Source organism: Variovorax sp. LjRoot130 (assembly GCF_964253755.1).
Classification (GTDB): domain Bacteria; phylum Pseudomonadota; class Gammaproteobacteria; order Burkholderiales; family Burkholderiaceae_C; genus Variovorax.
On record NZ_CAXURM020000001.1, the window covers coordinates 648799 to 664379 of the forward strand.

20 protein-coding genes and 1 tRNA gene are annotated in these 15581 nt (G+C 64.7%); 15 read left to right on the forward strand and 6 right to left on the reverse strand.

What is annotated here, in order from left to right; all coding sequences use genetic code 11:
- The 13 genes from rpsE (at position 1) to ACSQ86_RS03430 (ending at position 6854) form a co-directional block, all read left to right on the forward strand.
- Positions 1-519 carry a 30S ribosomal protein S5 gene (gene rpsE / locus ACSQ86_RS03370; protein WP_093105288.1) on the forward strand — a complete coding sequence of 173 codons (519 nt, stop codon included), beginning with the start codon at positions 1-3 and terminating at the stop codon, positions 517-519.
- A 14-nt stretch (positions 520-533) separates the two neighbouring features.
- The gene (gene rpmD, locus ACSQ86_RS03375) at positions 534-719 is read left to right on the forward strand and encodes a 50S ribosomal protein L30 (RefSeq protein WP_009124818.1); all 186 of its coding nucleotides are present in this window, start codon (positions 534-536) and stop codon (positions 717-719) included.
- A gap of 24 nt (positions 720-743) precedes the next feature.
- Positions 744-1175, forward strand: a complete 432-nt coding sequence (gene rplO, locus ACSQ86_RS03380) for a 50S ribosomal protein L15 (protein WP_093105289.1) — start codon at positions 744-746, stop codon at positions 1173-1175.
- Positions 1176-1195: 20 nt separating this feature from the next.
- A complete protein-coding gene (secY, locus tag ACSQ86_RS03385; protein ID WP_436302676.1) occupies positions 1196-2506 on the forward strand; it encodes a preprotein translocase subunit SecY in 1311 nt (436 codons plus the stop codon).
- A 9-nt stretch (positions 2507-2515) separates the two neighbouring features.
- Complete coding sequence (gene infA / locus ACSQ86_RS03390; protein WP_093105295.1) at positions 2516-2734, forward strand: translation initiation factor IF-1; 219 nt, start codon at positions 2516-2518, stop codon at positions 2732-2734.
- Positions 2735-2768: 34 nt separating this feature from the next.
- Entirely contained in the window at positions 2769-2882 is a 114-nt protein-coding gene (gene rpmJ / locus ACSQ86_RS03395) for a 50S ribosomal protein L36 (RefSeq protein ID WP_038201958.1), read from the forward strand.
- A gap of 24 nt (positions 2883-2906) precedes the next feature.
- Entirely contained in the window at positions 2907-3272 is a 366-nt protein-coding gene (rpsM, locus tag ACSQ86_RS03400; RefSeq protein ID WP_019653977.1) for a 30S ribosomal protein S13, read from the forward strand.
- Between the two features lie 12 nt (positions 3273-3284).
- A complete protein-coding gene (gene rpsK / locus ACSQ86_RS03405) occupies positions 3285-3689 on the forward strand; it encodes a 30S ribosomal protein S11 (RefSeq protein WP_068674563.1) in 405 nt (134 codons plus the stop codon).
- Positions 3690-3823: 134 nt separating this feature from the next.
- Positions 3824-4447 (forward strand): 30S ribosomal protein S4, encoded by a 624-nt coding sequence (gene rpsD, locus ACSQ86_RS03410; protein WP_093105298.1) that lies wholly within the window; start codon positions 3824-3826, stop codon positions 4445-4447.
- A 129-nt stretch (positions 4448-4576) separates the two neighbouring features.
- Positions 4577-5566: a DNA-directed RNA polymerase subunit alpha gene (locus ACSQ86_RS03415; RefSeq protein ID WP_028250818.1), complete on the forward strand. Its 990-nt coding sequence runs from the start codon at positions 4577-4579 to the stop codon at positions 5564-5566.
- 77 nt (positions 5567-5643) lie between these two features.
- Positions 5644-6045 carry a 50S ribosomal protein L17 gene (gene rplQ / locus ACSQ86_RS03420; RefSeq protein WP_093105301.1) on the forward strand — a complete coding sequence of 134 codons (402 nt, stop codon included), beginning with the start codon at positions 5644-5646 and terminating at the stop codon, positions 6043-6045.
- A gap of 18 nt (positions 6046-6063) precedes the next feature.
- Positions 6064-6140 (forward strand) — tRNA-Met (locus ACSQ86_RS03425).
- 303 nt (positions 6141-6443) lie between these two features.
- Complete coding sequence (locus ACSQ86_RS03430; RefSeq protein ID WP_139191665.1) at positions 6444-6854, forward strand: hypothetical protein; 411 nt, start codon at positions 6444-6446, stop codon at positions 6852-6854.
- 26 nt (positions 6855-6880) lie between these two features.
- Here the strand turns inward: ACSQ86_RS03430 and ACSQ86_RS03435 are convergent, their stop codons facing one another.
- From ACSQ86_RS03435 to ACSQ86_RS03460, 6 genes are read right to left on the reverse strand one after another with little or no spacing between them, the layout of a single operon-like run.
- The gene (locus ACSQ86_RS03435; RefSeq protein WP_093105307.1) at positions 6881-7276 is read right to left on the reverse strand and encodes a RidA family protein; all 396 of its coding nucleotides are present in this window, start codon (positions 7274-7276) and stop codon (positions 6881-6883) included.
- Positions 7273-8889 (reverse strand): AMP-binding protein, encoded by a 1617-nt coding sequence (locus ACSQ86_RS03440; RefSeq protein WP_436308492.1) that lies wholly within the window; start codon positions 8887-8889, stop codon positions 7273-7275. Before ACSQ86_RS03440 ends, ACSQ86_RS03435 begins: the two co-directional genes overlap by 4 nt.
- Positions 8886-10082 (reverse strand): acyl-CoA dehydrogenase family protein, encoded by a 1197-nt coding sequence (locus ACSQ86_RS03445; protein WP_093105313.1) that lies wholly within the window; start codon positions 10080-10082, stop codon positions 8886-8888. The genes ACSQ86_RS03440 and ACSQ86_RS03445 overlap by 4 nt, the downstream gene beginning before the upstream one ends.
- Before the next feature lie 4 nt (positions 10083-10086).
- The gene (locus ACSQ86_RS03450; RefSeq protein WP_093105316.1) at positions 10087-10941 is read right to left on the reverse strand and encodes an enoyl-CoA hydratase family protein; all 855 of its coding nucleotides are present in this window, start codon (positions 10939-10941) and stop codon (positions 10087-10089) included.
- Positions 10938-11414, reverse strand: a complete 477-nt coding sequence (locus ACSQ86_RS03455; protein ID WP_093105319.1) for a MarR family winged helix-turn-helix transcriptional regulator — start codon at positions 11412-11414, stop codon at positions 10938-10940. The genes ACSQ86_RS03450 and ACSQ86_RS03455 overlap by 4 nt, the downstream gene beginning before the upstream one ends.
- 1 nt (position 11415) lies before the next feature.
- The gene (locus tag ACSQ86_RS03460) at positions 11416-13779 is read right to left on the reverse strand and encodes a bifunctional salicylyl-CoA 5-hydroxylase/oxidoreductase (protein WP_436308493.1); all 2364 of its coding nucleotides are present in this window, start codon (positions 13777-13779) and stop codon (positions 11416-11418) included.
- A 98-nt stretch (positions 13780-13877) separates the two neighbouring features.
- On the opposite strand from ACSQ86_RS03460, the gene ACSQ86_RS03465 reads away from it, so the two are divergent.
- Both ACSQ86_RS03465 and ACSQ86_RS03470 read left to right on the forward strand, forming a co-directional pair.
- The gene (locus tag ACSQ86_RS03465) at positions 13878-15146 is read left to right on the forward strand and encodes a class I SAM-dependent methyltransferase (RefSeq protein ID WP_436302679.1); all 1269 of its coding nucleotides are present in this window, start codon (positions 13878-13880) and stop codon (positions 15144-15146) included.
- Between the two features lie 14 nt (positions 15147-15160).
- Positions 15161-15484: a DUF1840 domain-containing protein gene (locus tag ACSQ86_RS03470; protein ID WP_093105327.1), complete on the forward strand. Its 324-nt coding sequence runs from the start codon at positions 15161-15163 to the stop codon at positions 15482-15484.
- Positions 15485-15581: the final 97 nt, after the last annotated feature.

Below are 15581 nucleotides of genomic sequence, written 5' to 3' on the forward strand. Positions count from 1 at the left end.
ATGGCAAAGATTCAGGCAAGAACGCAGAGCGAAGGCCCCGAAGACGGTCTGCGCGAGAAGATGATCGCGATCAACCGCGTCACCAAGGTGGTGAAGGGCGGTCGTATCCTCGGTTTCGCGGCACTCACTGTGGTGGGTGACGGCGACGGCCGCGTCGGCATGGGCAAGGGCAAGTCGAAGGAAGTGCCGGCCGCCGTGCAGAAGGCGATGGAAGAAGCGCGTCGCAACCTCGCGAAGATCTCGATCAAGAACGGCACGCTGCATCACCGCGTGACGGGCCATTGGGGCGCTGCCTCGGTGGTCATGATCCCGGCCCCGAAGGGTACCGGCATCATCGCCGGCGGCCCGATGCGCGCCGTGTTCGAAGTCATGGGCATCACCGACATCGTGGCCAAGAGCCATGGTTCCTCGAACCCCTACAACATGGTCCGTGCCACGCTGGACGGCCTGAAGAATTCGACGACGGCGTCCGAAGTCGCTGCCAAGCGCGGCCTGACCGTCGAACAACTCTTCGCCTGAACGGGAGCATCGACATGACGACGCAACAACAAACCCTCAAGGTGCAATTGGTCAAGAGCCCGATCGGCACCAAGGAATCGCATCGCGCCACCGTGCGTGGCCTCGGCCTGCGCAAGCTCAACAGCGTGAGCGAGCTGCAGGACACGCCCGCGGTGCGCGGCATGATCAACAAGATCAGTTATCTGGTCAAAGTGCTCTAAACAGAGTCGCTGAGAGAGACGTATATGGAACTCAATGGCATCAAGCCGGCTGACGGCTCCAAGCACGCCAAGCGCCGTGTCGGCCGCGGCATCGGCTCCGGCCTGGGCAAGACCGCGGGTCGCGGTCACAAGGGTCAGAAGTCGCGTGCGGGCGGTTTCCACAAGGTCGGCTTCGAAGGCGGCCAGATGCCGCTGCAGCGTCGCCTGCCCAAGCGCGGCTTCAAGTCGCAGCTGCTCAAGTACAACGCCGAAGTAACGCTGACCTCGCTCGAGAAGCTCGGCCTGGCCGAAGTCGACGTGCTGGCGCTCAAGCAAGCAGGCCTGGTCGGTCAGATCGCCAAGGTCGTCAAGGTCATCAAGTCGGGTGAACTCACCAAGGCCGTCAAGCTGACCGGCATCGGTGCGAGCGCCGGCGCCAAGGCTGCGATCGAAGCAGCCGGCGGCAGCGTGGCCTGATCGGACTGAAAGAAGTCTTCGTGGCAACCAACGCGGCAACGCTCGCAAAAACAGGCAAGTTCGGCGACCTGCGTCGCCGGCTCGTCTTTTTGCTGCTCGCGCTCGTGGTCTATCGCATCGGAGCTCACATTCCGGTGCCGGGCATCAACCCGGACCAACTCGCGCAGCTGTTCCAGGGCCAGCAGGGCGGCATCCTGAGCCTGTTCAACATGTTCTCGGGCGGGGCGCTGTCGCGCTTCACCGTGTTCGCGCTGGGCATCATGCCGTACATCTCCGCGTCGATCATCATGCAGTTGATGACCTACGTGGTGCCGACCTTCGAGCAATTGAAGAAGGAAGGCGAAACCGGCCGGCGCAAGATCACCCAGTACACGCGCTACGGCACGCTGGGCCTGGCGCTGTTCCAGTCCTTCAGCATCGCGGTCGCGCTGGAATCGTCGGCAGGCCTCGTGATTTCGCCCGGCTTCGGCTTCCGCATCACGGCGATGGTCAGCCTCACGGCCGGCTCGATGTTCCTGATGTGGCTCGGCGAGCAGATCACCGAGCGCGGCCTCGGCAACGGGATTTCGATCCTGATCTTCGCGGGCATCGCGGCCGGCCTGCCGAGCGCGATCGGCGGATTGCTCGAACTGGTGCGCACCGGCGCCATGAACGTGATCGTCGCGCTGTTCATCGTCGCGGTGGTCATCCTGGTGACCTACTTCGTCGTGTTCGTCGAACGCGGTCAGCGCAAGATCCTCGTGAACTACGCGCGGCGCCAGGTCGGCAACAAGGTCTACGGCGGCCAGTCCTCGCACCTGCCGCTGAAGCTGAACATGGCTGGCGTGATCCCGCCGATCTTCGCGTCGTCGATCATCCTGCTGCCGACCACGGTCGTGGGCTGGTTCAGCACCGGCGAGAGCATGCGCTGGATCAAGGACATCGCGAGCGCGCTGACGCCGGGGCAGCCGATCTACGTGCTGCTCTATGCCACCGCGATCGTGTTCTTCTGCTTCTTCTACACGGCGCTCGTGTTCAACAGCCGCGAGACGGCCGACAACCTGAAGAAGAGCGGTGCGTTCATTCCAGGCATTCGCCCAGGTGACCAGACCGCGCGCTATATCGACAAGATCCTGGTTCGTCTGACGCTGGCCGGCGCGGTGTACATCACCTTCGTCTGCCTGCTGCCCGAGTTCCTGATCCTGAAATACAACGTGCCGTTCTATTTTGGCGGCACCTCTCTGCTGATCATCGTGGTTGTCACGATGGACTTCATGGCCCAAGTGCAGAACTACATGATGTCGCAGCAGTACGAATCGCTGCTAAAGAAAGCCAATTTCAAGACTTCCTAGGCGATTGAGATGTCGAAGGACGATGTCATCCAGATGCAAGGCGAGGTTCAGGAGAACCTGCCGAATGCGACCTTCCGGGTGAAGCTGGAAAATGGACACATCGTGCTGGGGCATATTTCCGGAAAGATGCGGATGCACTACATCCGCATCCTTCCAGGTGACAAGGTCACCGTCGAGTTGACGCCCTATGACTTGAGCCGGGCGCGCATTGTGTTTCGGGCGAAATGAGTCGCCGGGTTGGACAGAGTTTTAGGAGAATGAAATGAGAGTTTCGGCTTCGGTCAAAACCATTTGCCGTAATTGCAAGATCATCCGCCGCAAGGGTGTGGTGCGCGTGATCTGTACCGACCCGCGCCACAAGCAGCGCCAGGGTTGATTGAAAGAGTATTAGAGGACGCACATGGCACGTATTGCTGGCATCAACATTCCGCCGCACAAGCACGCTGAGATCGGCCTGACCGCCATCTTCGGCATCGGTCGCACCCGCGCCCGCAAGATCTGCGAAGCGAGCGGCATCGAATATTCGAAGAAGATCAAGGATCTGACCGACGCCGATCTCGAGAAGATCCGCGACCAGATCGCGCTCTTCACCATCGAAGGTGACCTGCGTCGCGAAACGACGATGAACATCAAGCGCTTGATGGACATCGGCTGCTACCGCGGCTTCCGTCACCGTCGCGGCCTGCCGATGCGCGGCCAGCGCACGCGCACCAACGCCCGCACCCGCAAGGGTCCGCGCAAGGCCGCGCAGTCCCTGAAGAAATAAGGATAGATCAGCATGGCTAAAGCTCCTGCCAACAACGCAGCGCAACGCGTTCGCAAGAAGGTCCGCAAGAACGTGGCGGACGGCGTCGCGCACGTGCACGCCTCGTTCAACAACACGATCATCACGATCACCGATCGCCAGGGCAACGCTCTGTCGTGGGCGTCGTCGGGTGGCCAGGGCTTCAAGGGCTCGCGCAAGTCGACGCCGTTCGCTGCGCAGGTCGCTTCGGAAGTCGCCGGTCGCGCTGCGGTGGAACAAGGCATCAAGAACCTCGACGTCGAGATCAAGGGCCCGGGCCCGGGACGCGAATCGTCGGTGCGCGCGCTCGCCGCGCTCGGCATCCGCATCAACTCGATCGCCGATGTGACGCCGGTTCCGCACAACGGCTGCCGCCCGCAAAAGCGCCGTCGCATCTAAGGCGAGGACGCCCGGCGCAGTCAGCTTTCGAGCCGGCTGCGCGTTTTGTTTTTTCAACAAGCCCACCGCCATCGGCACGCCGCTGATGGCTCCCGCAGACAGCCTCTGCGGCAGATGACACAAAGGAAGATCAAGTGGCACGCTACCTCGGCCCCAAGGCCAAACTTTCCCGCCGCGAAGGCACCGACCTGTTCCTGAAGAGCGCCCGCCGTTCGATCCAGGACAAGGCCAAGTTCGACTCCAAGCCCGGCCAGCATGGCCGCACTTCTGGTCAGCGCACCTCCGACTTCGGTCTGCAGCTGCGCGAGAAGCAGAAGGTCAAGCGCATGTACGGCGTGCTCGAGAAGCAGTTCCGCCGCTACTTCGAGGAAGCCGATCGCCGCCGTGGCAACACCGGCGCCAACCTGCTGTTCATCCTCGAATCGCGCCTGGACAACGTGGTCTACCGCATGGGCTTCGGCTCCACGCGCGCCGAAGCGCGCCAGCTGGTCTCGCACAAGGCGATCACGGTGAACGGCCAGTCGGTCAACATCCCGTCGTACCTGGTCAAGACCGGCGACGTGATTGCCGTGCGCGATAAGTCGAAGAAGCAGACCCGCATCGCCGAAGCGCTGCAACTCGCCCAGCAGGTCGGCATTCCGGCCTGGGTCGAAGTGAATGCCGACAAGGGCGAAGGCACCTTCAAGAAGGTGCCCGATCGCGACGAATTCGCGGCCGACATCAACGAATCGCTGATCGTCGAACTGTATTCGAGGTAACAGGCGAAAACGTGCCGCCATCCGGCGGCCCGGACTTTGATTTTTTGTTCCCTGCCGCGGGCACCGCGGCCGGGCACTTCACCAGCCTTACCGGTGTAACGAGCCGGGGGTATTGAGAGGAAGTTCTGCATGCAAACCACCCTGCTGAAACCCAAGACCATCCAGGTCGAGCAACTTGCCGCCAACAAGGCCAAGGTCACGCTCGAGCCCTTCGAGCGCGGCTACGGCCACACGCTCGGCAACGCGCTGCGCCGCGTGCTGCTGTCGTCGATGGTCGGTTACTCCGCCACCGAAGTGACGATCGCCGGCGTGCTGCATGAGTACTCGTCGATCGACGGCGTGCAGGAAGACGTCGTCAACATCCTGCTGAACCTCAAGGGCGTGGTGTTCAAGCTCCACAACCGCGATGAAGTCACGCTGAGCCTGCGCAAGGACGGCGAAGGCGCGGTGACCGCGTCGGATATCCAGACGCCGCACGACGTCGAGATCATCAACCCCGACCACGTGATCGCCCACCTGTCGCAGGGCGGCAAGCTCGACATGCAGATCAAGGTCGAGAAGGGCCGCGGCTATGTGCCCGGCACGATGCGCCGCTACGCGGACGAGCCGACCAAGTCGATCGGCCGTATCGTGCTCGACGCCTCGTTCTCGCCGGTCAAGCGCGTGAGCTACACGGTCGAAAGCGCCCGCGTCGAGCAGCGTACCGACCTCGACAAGCTCCTGGTCGAGATCGAGACCAACGGCGCGATCACCGCCGAAGACGCGGTTCGCGCCTCGGCCAAGATCCTGGTCGAGCAACTGGCCGTGTTCGCGCAGCTCGAAGGCGGCGAACTCGCTGCGTTCGATGCACCCGCGCCGCGCAGCGCCCAGCAGTTCGATCCGATCCTGCTGCGCCCGGTCGACGAGCTCGAACTCACGGTGCGTTCGGCCAACTGCCTGAAGGCCGAAAACATCTACTACATCGGTGACCTGATCCAGCGCACCGAGAACGAGCTGCTCAAGACCCCGAACCTGGGTCGCAAGTCGCTCAACGAAATCAAGGAAGTGCTCGCCTCGCGCGGCCTGACCTTGGGCATGAAGCTTGAAAGCTGGCCACCGGCCGGCCTCGATAAGCGTTAAGAATCACCACACCTGTGTGTTGCACCGGGCAGTACCTGACACGGCTGCCTGTTTTTATAAAGTAAAGGAAAAGCACCATGCGTCACGGACACGGACTCCGCAAACTCAACCGCACCAGCTCGCACCGCCTCGCGATGCTGCAGAACATGATGAACTCGCTCATCGAGCATGAGGTCATCAAGACCACGGTCCCCAAGGCCAAGGAACTGCGCCGCGTCATCGAGCCGATGATCACCCTGGCCAAGAAGCCGACGGTCGCCAACAAGCGCCTGGCTTTCGATCGCCTGCGCGACCGCGACAGCGTGGTCAAGCTGTTCGGCGAACTCGGCCCGCGCTACCAGGCACGTCCGGGCGGCTACACGCGCATCCTGAAAATGGGTTTCCGCGTGGGCGACAACGCGCCGATGGCGCTGGTCGAACTGGTCGATCGTCCCGAAGTGACGGAAGCCCCTGCCGACGAGCAGGCCGGCGAAGAATAAGCTATAATTCCATCTTGCCGCGCGATGGAGCAGCCTGGTAGCTCGTTGGGCTCATAACCCAAAGGTCGCAAGTTCAAATCTTGCTCGCGCAACCAAATTTCCGGCAACCCAAAAGGTTGTTGCTGAAAAAGCAAAACGCCCACCTCGAGTGGGCGTTTTGCTTTCCGGCTGCTAAAGAAAAGACTGCGCGCCATCGATTTTGGGATCTGTCCCAAGGGCGTTTCGCTCCCAGTTTTCTGTTAGTACCAAATTACTCTTTCCACCGTGAAACGAGTCTAAAACGCCCACGCCGTGTGACAAAGATCACGGATGCGTGCGCGTGACATGTGTAACATCTGGCCGATTCGAGAACAGTTGAAGGACGAGAAGTCTGTGAATTGCGCAAATAAGGGACTTTCATGATCGACCCTTCGATTTCGCGAAATCTGATTGAAAACGCAATGGGCGCTGTCGAGCAGGCGGTCGACTATATTTTCAATGACGAGCCTGCCGTTCCATTTCACCCGACGACCGATCTCCTTTCTCTCAGTCCGAGCGAGGAAGACCAGATTCGTCGCGGCGAACAGGCGAATTACCGCAGCCGTCCCACGACATCGGCGCTCAGTTTTTGCCTGACTTCGGCTATTTCGCTGCTGGCGATTGCGCATTCATTGATCGATCAGCCCGCAGCCCTGTCGCCGGTCGAGCGGGAACAGCTGTGGAAAAAGCTGGCCGCGGAAACCAAGATTGCGGGGCGCGCTGCCTATCGCGCGGCGCTCATCCTCTCGGATCCGGGCGCCGAGGCAGCGACCCACGAGGAAGTACTCTGAGGCTGCGGGCGCGGTAGCCGCTGGGCTCAGTCGGGCAGCACCGCCGTGACCTCGATCTCCACCTTGGCGCGCGACTCCACCAGCGCTGCGACCTGCACGCAAGTCATCGCCGGGAAGTTCCGGCCCATCGTTTCGCGATAAACCGGCCCGAGCTCGCCCAGGCGCCGGTTGTATTCGTCGCGGTCGGTCACGTACCAGGTCATGCGCACCATGTGCTCGGGGCCGGCGCCGGCTTCGCGCAGGATGTCGGCGATGTTGCGCAGGGCCTGTCCTGTCTGCTCGATGAAATCGTCCGACACGAACTGCTGCTGCGCATTCCAGCCGACCTGGCCGCCGACGAACACCATCGTGCCGCGCGCGGCAACGCCGTTCGCATAGCCCTTCGGGGGTGCCCAGCCGGGCGGTTGCAAAAGTTTGATCATGGTGTGATTTGCCTCAGTTTGAATCGTTGGAGCTTGCCGGTCTCGGTGCGCGGCAGCGCAGCGACGAACTCGATCTCCCGTGGGTATTTGAAGGGCGCGATGGTGGCCTTGACGTGGTCCTGCAGCGCCTTGACCAGGGCAGCATCGCCGGTCTGGCCGGGCTTGAGCACGCAGAAGGCCTTGACGATCATTCCGCGTTCCTCGTCGGGCTTGCCGACCACGCCGCATTCGGCGACCGCCGGATGCTTCAGCAGCGCGTCTTCGACCTCCGGCCCGCCGACGTTGTAGCCGGCGGTGATGATCATGTCGTCGGCGCGCGACTGGTAGAAGAAGTAGCCGTCCTCGTCCTGCACGAAGGCGTCGCCGGGATAGTTCCAGCCCTTCTTCACATAGTCGGCCTGCCGCGGATCGTCGAGGTAGCGGCATCCGACCGGCCCGATGAGCGCCAGCTTGCCGACGGTGCCGCGCGGCACTTCATTGCCCTCGTCGTCCACCACCTTGGCGGTGAATCCCGGCACGACCTTGCCGACCGCGCCGCGCCGAACCTGGTCGCCGGCGGCCGAAATGTAGATGTGGAACACCTCGGTGCCGCCGATGCCGTCCAGCATCTCGATGCCCGTGGCGTCCTTCCACAGCTGGCGGGTCGCGTCGGGCAGGGCCTCGCCCGCGCTCACGCTGATGCGCAGGCTCGGCACGCCGGAAGCCTTGGCGAAAGGCGCCATCTGCCTGTAGAAGGTGGGGGCCGTGTAGCAGATGGTGGCGCCGAACTCGCGGATCGCCTTGACCATCGTCTCCGGCGTGTAGGGGCCATCGTGGAAATACACGGATGCGCCGGCCCACATCGGGAAGACCAGCAAGCCGCCCAGGCCGAAGGTGAAGGCCAGCGGCGGCGAGCCCAGCACGATGTCGTCGCTGCGCGCCTGCAGCACGTGACGCGGCCAGGTCTCGCACATCGCGAGCACGTCGCGGTGGGTGGTCACGGGCGCCTTCGGCTTGCCGGTGGTGCCGGAGGTGAAGGCCAGCAGCGCAATGTCGTCGGCGGCTGTAGGGCAGGCCTTGAACACGCCGCTCTTGGCGGCAGCGCGCGCGCTCAGCGAATCGGCTGCATCCGGCTGGTTGAAGGCCACGAGGGTCTGCAGCACCGGATGCGCCTGCTGGGCGATCCGCAGCTCGTCGAGCAACTTGCCATCGCACAGCGCGACCACCGGCCGCGATTTCTCGATGATGTCGCCCAGCTCTTTCGCGCGCAGCAGCGGCATGGTGGCGACCGCGATCAGGCCGGCCTTGACCACGGCCAGCCAGGCCAGCGCCATCGCGATCGAATTGCCTCCGCGCAACAGCACGCGGTTGCCGGGCACCAGGCCCAGGTCTTCCACCAGCACCTGCGCGATGCGGTCGACCTCGGTCGCGGCCTCGGCGTAGCTCAGCGTGCGGGCCGGCGAGCGCAGCATCGGCTTGTCCGCCAGGCCATTGGCGCTGGCCTTGTCGAACAGGACCTCGACCAGGTTGAGTTGGTCGGGCAACTGCAATTCGGGCCGGTCGTACCGGAACATGGGCAGTTGCTCTGCCGGCGGCAGACGGTCGTGAACGAAGCGATCGGTCTGCGCACTCATGCCTGGCTCCGCAAGACGGACTTGCCGATGATCAGTTGCTGCACCTCGGTCGCACCCTCGTAGATGCGCAGCGAACGGATGTCGCGGTAGAGGCTCTCGACCTTGGTGCCCACCTTCACGCCGAGGCCGCCGTGCATCTGCAGCGCCATGTCGATCACGCGGCTCGCGTTCTCGGTCGCGCACATCTTGGCCATCGCCGCCGCGGCCGTGAGGTCGCCGACGGCGGGCCCGCCACGGGCTTCGCTGTCGTCTCGCATCCAGGCGGCGCGGTAGGTGAGCAGCGCCGCGCTGTCGATCAGCGCCGCCATCTCGCCGAGCTTGGCCTGCGTGAGCTGGAAGTCGGCCAGCGTCTGGCCGAACATGCGCCGGCGGCTCGCATGGTGGACCGCTTCGGCCAGCGCGCGCCGCGCCATGCCGAGCGCAGCGCCGGCGACCGAGGCGCGAAAGATGTCGAGCGTGCGCATCGCGAGCTTGAAGCCGCCATGCAGCTCGCCGAGCTGGGCCTCGCGCGGCACGACGCAGCCGTCGAAGCGCAGCGTGGCAAGCGGGTGCGGCGCCATCACTTCGATGTGTGCCGAGGTGTCGAGTCCGGCCGTCTTCGCATCGACGACGAAGGCCGTGATGCCGCGCGAGCCGGCGGCCGGATCGGTTTTCGCGAACACGCAGTAGAAGTCGGCGATGCCGCCATTGCTGATCCAGGTCTTCTCGCCCGTGAGCCGCCAGCCGTCCGAGATGGCGACAGCCTGCATCGCCATCGCGCCGACGTCCGAGCCCGCCTCGGGTTCGCTGAGCGCAAAGGCCGCGATCTTGTCGCCGCGCGCCACGGCGCCGAGGTAGTCGCGCTGCTGTGAGGCGCTGCCGGCCAGCGTGATGGCGCCGCTGCCGAGGCCCTGCATCGCAAAGGCGAAATCGGCCAGCGGCGAATGGAAGGCCAGCGTTTCGCGCAGCAGCACCAGCGCGCGCGAATCGAGGCGTTCCAGCGCGCCGCCCGAAGAAGCCGGCACGCAATAGCGCAGCCAGCCGCCCTGGCCGAGCCGCTTCACCCAGTCGCGGCAAGCGGCGCGATCGTCGCGCTCGTCCACCGACTGGGCGGCTGCCCAGGGCAGCAGATCGCGCGCCAGCGCCCGATGCGCATCGTCGAAGAAGGGCAGCGCCAGGTGCGCCGTGGAAGGAGGTACGGGCGAAGCAGCCATTGCGTCAGTCTCCGCCGAACACCGGCTTGCGCTTGGCCGCAAAGGCTTCGAAGGCGCGCCTGAAGTCCTCGGTCTGCATGCAGATCGCCTGCGCCTGCGCCTCGGCCTCGATCGCCTGGTCGATGGTCATCGCCCATTCCTGCGACAGCATGGTCTTGGTCATGCCGTGCGCGAAGCTCGGGCCTTCGGCGAGCTCGCGCGCCACGGCAGTGGCGGCGCCGAGCAGCGCGCTGCTCTCGTGCAGCGCGTTGAAGAAGCCCCAGGCGTGGCCTTCCTGCGCCGTCATCGCGCGGCCGGTGAAGAGCAGCTCCGAGGCGCGGCCCTGTCCGATCACGCGCGGCAGCAGCGCGCAGGCACCCATGTCGGCGCCGGCCAGTCCGACGCGCGTGAAGAGGAATGCGGTGCGCGCTGCGGGCGTGCCGTATCGCAGGTCGCAGGCCAGCGCGATCATCGCGCCGGCGCCGGCACAGACGCCGTCGATCGCGCCGACGATGGGTTGCGGGCAATGGCGGATCGCCTTCACCAGGTCACCCGTCATGCGCGTGAACTCGAGCAGTTCGGGCATGTGCATCTGCGTGAGCGGCCCGATGATCTCGTGCACGTCACCGCCTGAACAGAAGTTGCCGCCCGCGCCCGTCACGACGATCGCCTTGACGTCGGTCGCGAAATTCAGCGCGCGAAACAGGTCGCGCAGCTCGGCGTAGGAGTCGAAAGTCAGCGGATTCTTGCGCTCCGGCCGGTTCAGCGTGACCGTGCCGATGCCGTCCTCGAAGGACCAGCTGAAATGCTCGGCCTCGTAGTCGGCCTTCGGCTCGAATTGCGCGCGCATGGGACTGCTTGCGCCGATGTAGTGCTTCATAGGGCCTCCGCCAATTGTTGATGTGAATGCTGCTTGACCTTGCCGAGCAGCTTGTGGAGCTGCGTGACCTCCTTCGCGTTCAGGCCCGCGAAGGCATCGACGATCCATGCCTCGTGCTGTTGCGCCATCTCGTTGAAGAGCTTGCGGCCACGCGTGGTGAGGCGCACGCGCCAGGCGCGGCGATCGCCCTCGACGTCGACGCGCTCGACCAGCCCCTCGGCCACCAGCTGGTCGGTGATGCCGGTGACGTTGCCGCCGGTCACCATCATGCGGCGCGACAGCTCGTTCATCTTCAGCCCGTCCGGCGAGCGTTCGAGTTGCGACATCAGGTCGAAGCGGGGCAGGGTGGTGGCGAACTGCTCGCGCAGCTCGTTGCGCACCTGCTTCTCGATAAGCTGGGTGCATGTCAGCAACCGCAGCCAGAGGCGCAGCTCGTCGGGGTGCTCGCTGTGGGCTCTTGCTTCGAGGTCCATGCTATTGATCCTCCTCGCTGTTGCGCGGCACGGCCGTCGCAGCCGCCGCGGCGGCCAGCTGTTGCTGCTTGGCGATCTCACGGTACATCTGGTCGCGCCCGCTCAGGTATTGCTTGGGCCAGTCGACGTCGCGGCTTTGCAGCTTGGCCGTTTCGTGCAGGGTCCACGCCGGGTCGGCCAGGTGCGGCCGTGCGATCGCGCACAGGTCGGCGCGGCCCGCGGCGATGATGCTGTTGGCCTGGTCGGCTTCGGTGATGGCGCCGACCGCAATGGTCGAGATGCCGACCTCGTTGCGGATGCGGTCCGCAAAAGGCGTCTGGTACATGCGTCCGTACACCGGTTTCGCCGTGCGCGTGGTCTGGCCCGAAGAGACGTCGATGAAGTCGCAGCCCGCTTCCTTGAAGAGCCGCGCCACCACCACCGCGTCGGCATCGGTATTGCCGCCGAGCGCCCAGTCATGGGCCGAGATGCGCACGCTCATTGGCCGTTCGGTGGGCCAGGCCGCGCGCATCGCGCGGAACACTTCCAGCGGATAGCGGCAGCGGTTCTCGAGGCTGCCGCCGTACTCGTCGGTGCGCAGGTTGGTCAGCGGGCTGATGAAGGAAGCCAGCAGGTAGCCGTGCGCGCAGTGCAGCTCGAGCCAGTCGAAGCCGGCTTCGGCCGCGCGACGCGTCGAGGCGACGAACTGGTCGCGCAAAGTGTTCATCTCTGCTCGCGTCATGGCGGCGGGCAATTGGTTCTGTTCGCCGTAGGCCAGCTCGCTGGCGGCGATCAGCGGCCAGTTGTCTTGCGGCAGCGGTTCGTCGATCTCTTCCCAGCCCAGCTGGGTCGAGCCCTTCGGCCCGCTGTGGCCCAGCTGCATGCCGATCTTCGCCGTGGTCTGCGTGTGCACGAAGTCGACGATGCGCTTGAAGGCGGCCGACTGCGCATCGTTGTAGAGACCCGTGCAGCCGGGCGTGATGCGGCCCTCGGGCGTCGGGCTGGTCATCTCGACGAACACCATCGCGGCGCCGCCGAGCGCGCGCGCGCCAAGGTGCACGAGCAGGAAGTCCTGCGGCACGCCGTCGACCGCGCTGTAGGTCGCCATGGGCGAAACCAGAATGCGGTTCTTGAGCGTGAGGCCGCGCACCGTGAGCGGCATCAGCATCGGAGGCAGCGGCTTGCCGCCCGCGAGCCACGCCTCGTAGCCGCCCAGCCATTGCGTGTCGCGCAGGCGCAGGTTCTCGTGGCTGATGCGCTGCGAGCGCGTCATGAGCGAGTAGGCGAACTGCTCGATCTCCATGCCGGTGTAGCGGTGCACGTTCTCGAACCATTCGGTCGAATTGCGCGCCGCGTTCTGGATCTTGAGCACCTCGACGCTGCGCCGCGCCTCATAGGCTTCGAGCACATGGTCGACGCTGCCGCCGCGCGCGAACTCATCGCTGAGGTCGATCGCATCCTCGAGCGCGAGCTTGGTACCCGAGCCGATCGAGAAGTGCGCCGTGTGCGCCGCGTCGCCCATCAGCACCACCGGCACGCTCTTGCCATTCACCTCGACGCGGTGCGTCCAGTGCTTGCAGACCACGCGCGGAAAGCGGATCCAGTTGGCCGAGCCGCGCAGATGCGTGGCGTTGCTGATCAGCTCGTGACCGCCGAGGTATTTGGCGAAGAGCTTTTCGCAGAAGGCGATCGCTTCGGGCTGCTCCATCTTGTCGAGGCCATGGGCCTGCCACACCGCTTCGGGCGTTTCGACGATGAAGGTCGAGGTCTTGTCGTCGAACTGGTAGGCGTGGGCCTGGAACCAGCCGTGCTCGGTCTTCTCGAAGGCGAAGGTGAAGGCATCGAAGGTCTGGTGCGTGCCGAGCCAGACGAAGCGGCACTGGCGCAGATCGATGTCGGGCTCGAAGACGTCCGCATAGCGCTGGCGAATGCGGCTGTTGAGGCCGTCGCTGGCGATCACCAGGTCGGCGCCGTACTGCGCCGCCAGGGCCTGGTCATCCGTGGCGTCGGTCTCGAACACCAGCTTGACGCCGAGCGCCAGGCAGCGCTCCTGCAGGATGTTCAAGAGGCGCTTGCGGCCGATGCCGCAGAAGCCGTGGCCGCCCGAGCGCACCTGGCGTCCCTTGAAGAACACCTGAATGTCGTCCCAGTGATGGAACTCACGGCCGATCAGCGCGGCCGTTTCGGGATCGGCGGCCGCGAGGTTGTCGAGCGTCTGGTCGCTCAGCACCACGCCCCACCCGAAGGTGTCGAAGGGGCGGTTGCGTTCGATCACCGTGACCTCGAGCGCCGGTCGCCGGGCCTTCATCAGGAGCGCGAAGTAGAGGCCGGCGGGACCGCCGCCGATGCACAGCACGCGCTGCAGATCTGTTGCGAAGCTATTCATGGATCAATAGTTTAGGCCTAAACAATCTGTTGTCAACCCGGCAAGGGTTTTCGCCGAGGTCGGTTGACGAAGTTCGCCGCTGCTGGCAAAAATCAGCCATGTCAAGCCTGTTGCCGAAGATCGAGTCCCAGCTTTCCACGCTGCCGGTTCCCATCACGCTGCAATTGCCCGATGGGCGGAAGGTCGCAAAGCCAGGCTCACGCGTCACGCTCGCCTTCTCCGAGTGGTCGGCGCTCGCCAAGCTCACCGCTCGGCAGATCGGTGCCATCGGCGAGGCCTACGTCGAGGGACGGGTCCAGATCGAAGGGAAGATGCGCGACCTGATCGATGTCGCGGTCAGCCTGCTGCCCGGCAATCCGGCGGAAACCAACACCAACTGGTGGAGCCGGCTGCAGCGGCGCACCAAGTCGCGCGGCTCGCACTCGCTGGGCAAGGATGCGGCGCAGATCGAGTTCCACTACGACGTGTCGGACGACTTCTATGCGCTGTGGCTCGACCCGCGGCGCGTCTATTCGTGCGCCTATTTCCGTGACGCCGGGATGACGCTGGCGCAGGCCCAGGAGGCCAAGCTCGACCACATCTGCCGCAAGCTCATGCTGCAGCCGGGTGAGCGCTTCCTCGACATCGGCTCGGGCTGGGGTGCGCTCCTGCTGTGGGCGGCCGAGCACTACGGCGTCGATGCGACCGGCATCACGCTGTCGAAGAACCAGCATGCGCACGTGACGCGCATGATCGAGGAGAAGGGCCTGCAGGGCCGCGTACGCGTCGAACTGCTCGACTACCGAAAACTCGACAGCGACAAGCCCTTCGACAAGATCTCGTCGATCGGCATGTTCGAACACGTCGGCAGCGTCAACATGCCGACTTACTTTCGCAAGATCCATTCATTGCTCAAGCCGGGCGGCCTGGTCATGAACCATGGCATCACTTCGGGCCAGCTCGACTACAAGCAGCTCGGAGCCGGCATGGGCGATTTCATCGAGAAATACATCTTCCCGGGCGGCGAACTGCTGCACGTCACGCATGTGCTGCGCGAGACGGTGGCCGCGGGCCTGGAGATGGTCGACACCGAAAACCTGCGGCCGCACTATGCGCGCACGCTCTGGGCCTGGTCGGATGCGCTCGAGTCCCGGCTCGACGAGGCGCGCGAGGTCCTGCAGCGCGCCGGCGGCCACCAGGGCGGCAATGCCGAGCGCATCCTGCGTGCCTACCGCCTGTATCTGGCCGGTTCGGCGATGTGCTTCGAACAGGGCTGGATTTCGCTGCACCAGATGCTCGCCACCCGGCCCGACGGAAAGGTCGAGGGCGGCGCGCTGCGCGGCGCGCAATCGGTGTACCCTTTTGTCCGCGACTACATCTACAAATAACCGAGCGAGGCACCATGCTGTATCGATTCAAATCGCGGGCCAGCCCCCCCTTCGTGATGCTCGAAACCCACGCGCGTCAGTTGTTCGACATCATCGGCAAGGCGCCGGAGCGCAAGGGCATCGTGACGGTGGAGCAGATGCCGGCCGCCATCGCGGCGCTGGAGGCGGCCATGGCGCGTGAAGCCCACAACGCCCACAACAACGACGATTTCGCCGTCGAAGGCCATGACGAGGCGGCCGAGAAGCAGCACATCACGCTGCACCAGCGCGCCGTGCCCTTGCTGCACATGCTCAAGGCGTCGCTGGCCGACCGCAAGGACGTGATGTGGGAGGTGTGATCACCCCCAGGCTTGCTCGCTTCGCGTAGAGCCTGTCCTGAGCCTGTCGAAGGGAGCCTGTCGAAGGGAGCCTGTCGAAGGGCCAACCCCCTCTCCG

Bases quoted from the DNA above. Each gene is read 5' to 3' on its own strand.
- rpsE (WP_093105288.1), top strand. From the start codon at position 1: ATGGCAAAGATTCAGGCAAGAACGCAGAGCGAAGGCCCCGAAGACGGT.
- rpmD (WP_009124818.1), top strand. From the start codon at position 534: ATGACGACGCAACAACAAACCCTCAAGGTGCAATTGGTCAAGAGCCCG.
- rplO (WP_093105289.1), top strand. From the start codon at position 744: ATGGAACTCAATGGCATCAAGCCGGCTGACGGCTCCAAGCACGCCAAG.
- infA (WP_093105295.1), top strand. From the start codon at position 2,516: ATGTCGAAGGACGATGTCATCCAGATGCAAGGCGAGGTTCAGGAGAAC.
- rpmJ (WP_038201958.1), top strand. From the start codon at position 2,769: ATGAGAGTTTCGGCTTCGGTCAAAACCATTTGCCGTAATTGCAAGATC.
- rpsM (WP_019653977.1), top strand. From the start codon at position 2,907: ATGGCACGTATTGCTGGCATCAACATTCCGCCGCACAAGCACGCTGAG.
- rpsK (WP_068674563.1), top strand. From the start codon at position 3,285: ATGGCTAAAGCTCCTGCCAACAACGCAGCGCAACGCGTTCGCAAGAAG.
- ACSQ86_RS03415 (WP_028250818.1), top strand. From the start codon at position 4,577: ATGCAAACCACCCTGCTGAAACCCAAGACCATCCAGGTCGAGCAACTT.
- rplQ (WP_093105301.1), top strand. From the start codon at position 5,644: ATGCGTCACGGACACGGACTCCGCAAACTCAACCGCACCAGCTCGCAC.
- ACSQ86_RS03430 (WP_139191665.1), top strand. From the start codon at position 6,444: ATGATCGACCCTTCGATTTCGCGAAATCTGATTGAAAACGCAATGGGC.
- ACSQ86_RS03435 (WP_093105307.1), bottom strand. From the start codon at position 7,276: ATGATCAAACTTTTGCAACCGCCCGGCTGGGCACCCCCGAAGGGCTAT.
- ACSQ86_RS03440 (WP_436308492.1), bottom strand. From the start codon at position 8,889: ATGAGTGCGCAGACCGATCGCTTCGTTCACGACCGTCTGCCGCCGGCA.
- ACSQ86_RS03445 (WP_093105313.1), bottom strand. From the start codon at position 10,082: ATGGCTGCTTCGCCCGTACCTCCTTCCACGGCGCACCTGGCGCTGCCC.
- ACSQ86_RS03450 (WP_093105316.1), bottom strand. From the start codon at position 10,941: ATGAAGCACTACATCGGCGCAAGCAGTCCCATGCGCGCGCAATTCGAG.
- ACSQ86_RS03455 (WP_093105319.1), bottom strand. From the start codon at position 11,414: ATGGACCTCGAAGCAAGAGCCCACAGCGAGCACCCCGACGAGCTGCGC.
- ACSQ86_RS03460 (WP_436308493.1), bottom strand. From the start codon at position 13,779: ATGAATAGCTTCGCAACAGATCTGCAGCGCGTGCTGTGCATCGGCGGC.
- ACSQ86_RS03465 (WP_436302679.1), top strand. From the start codon at position 13,878: ATGTCAAGCCTGTTGCCGAAGATCGAGTCCCAGCTTTCCACGCTGCCG.
- ACSQ86_RS03470 (WP_093105327.1), top strand. From the start codon at position 15,161: ATGCTGTATCGATTCAAATCGCGGGCCAGCCCCCCCTTCGTGATGCTC.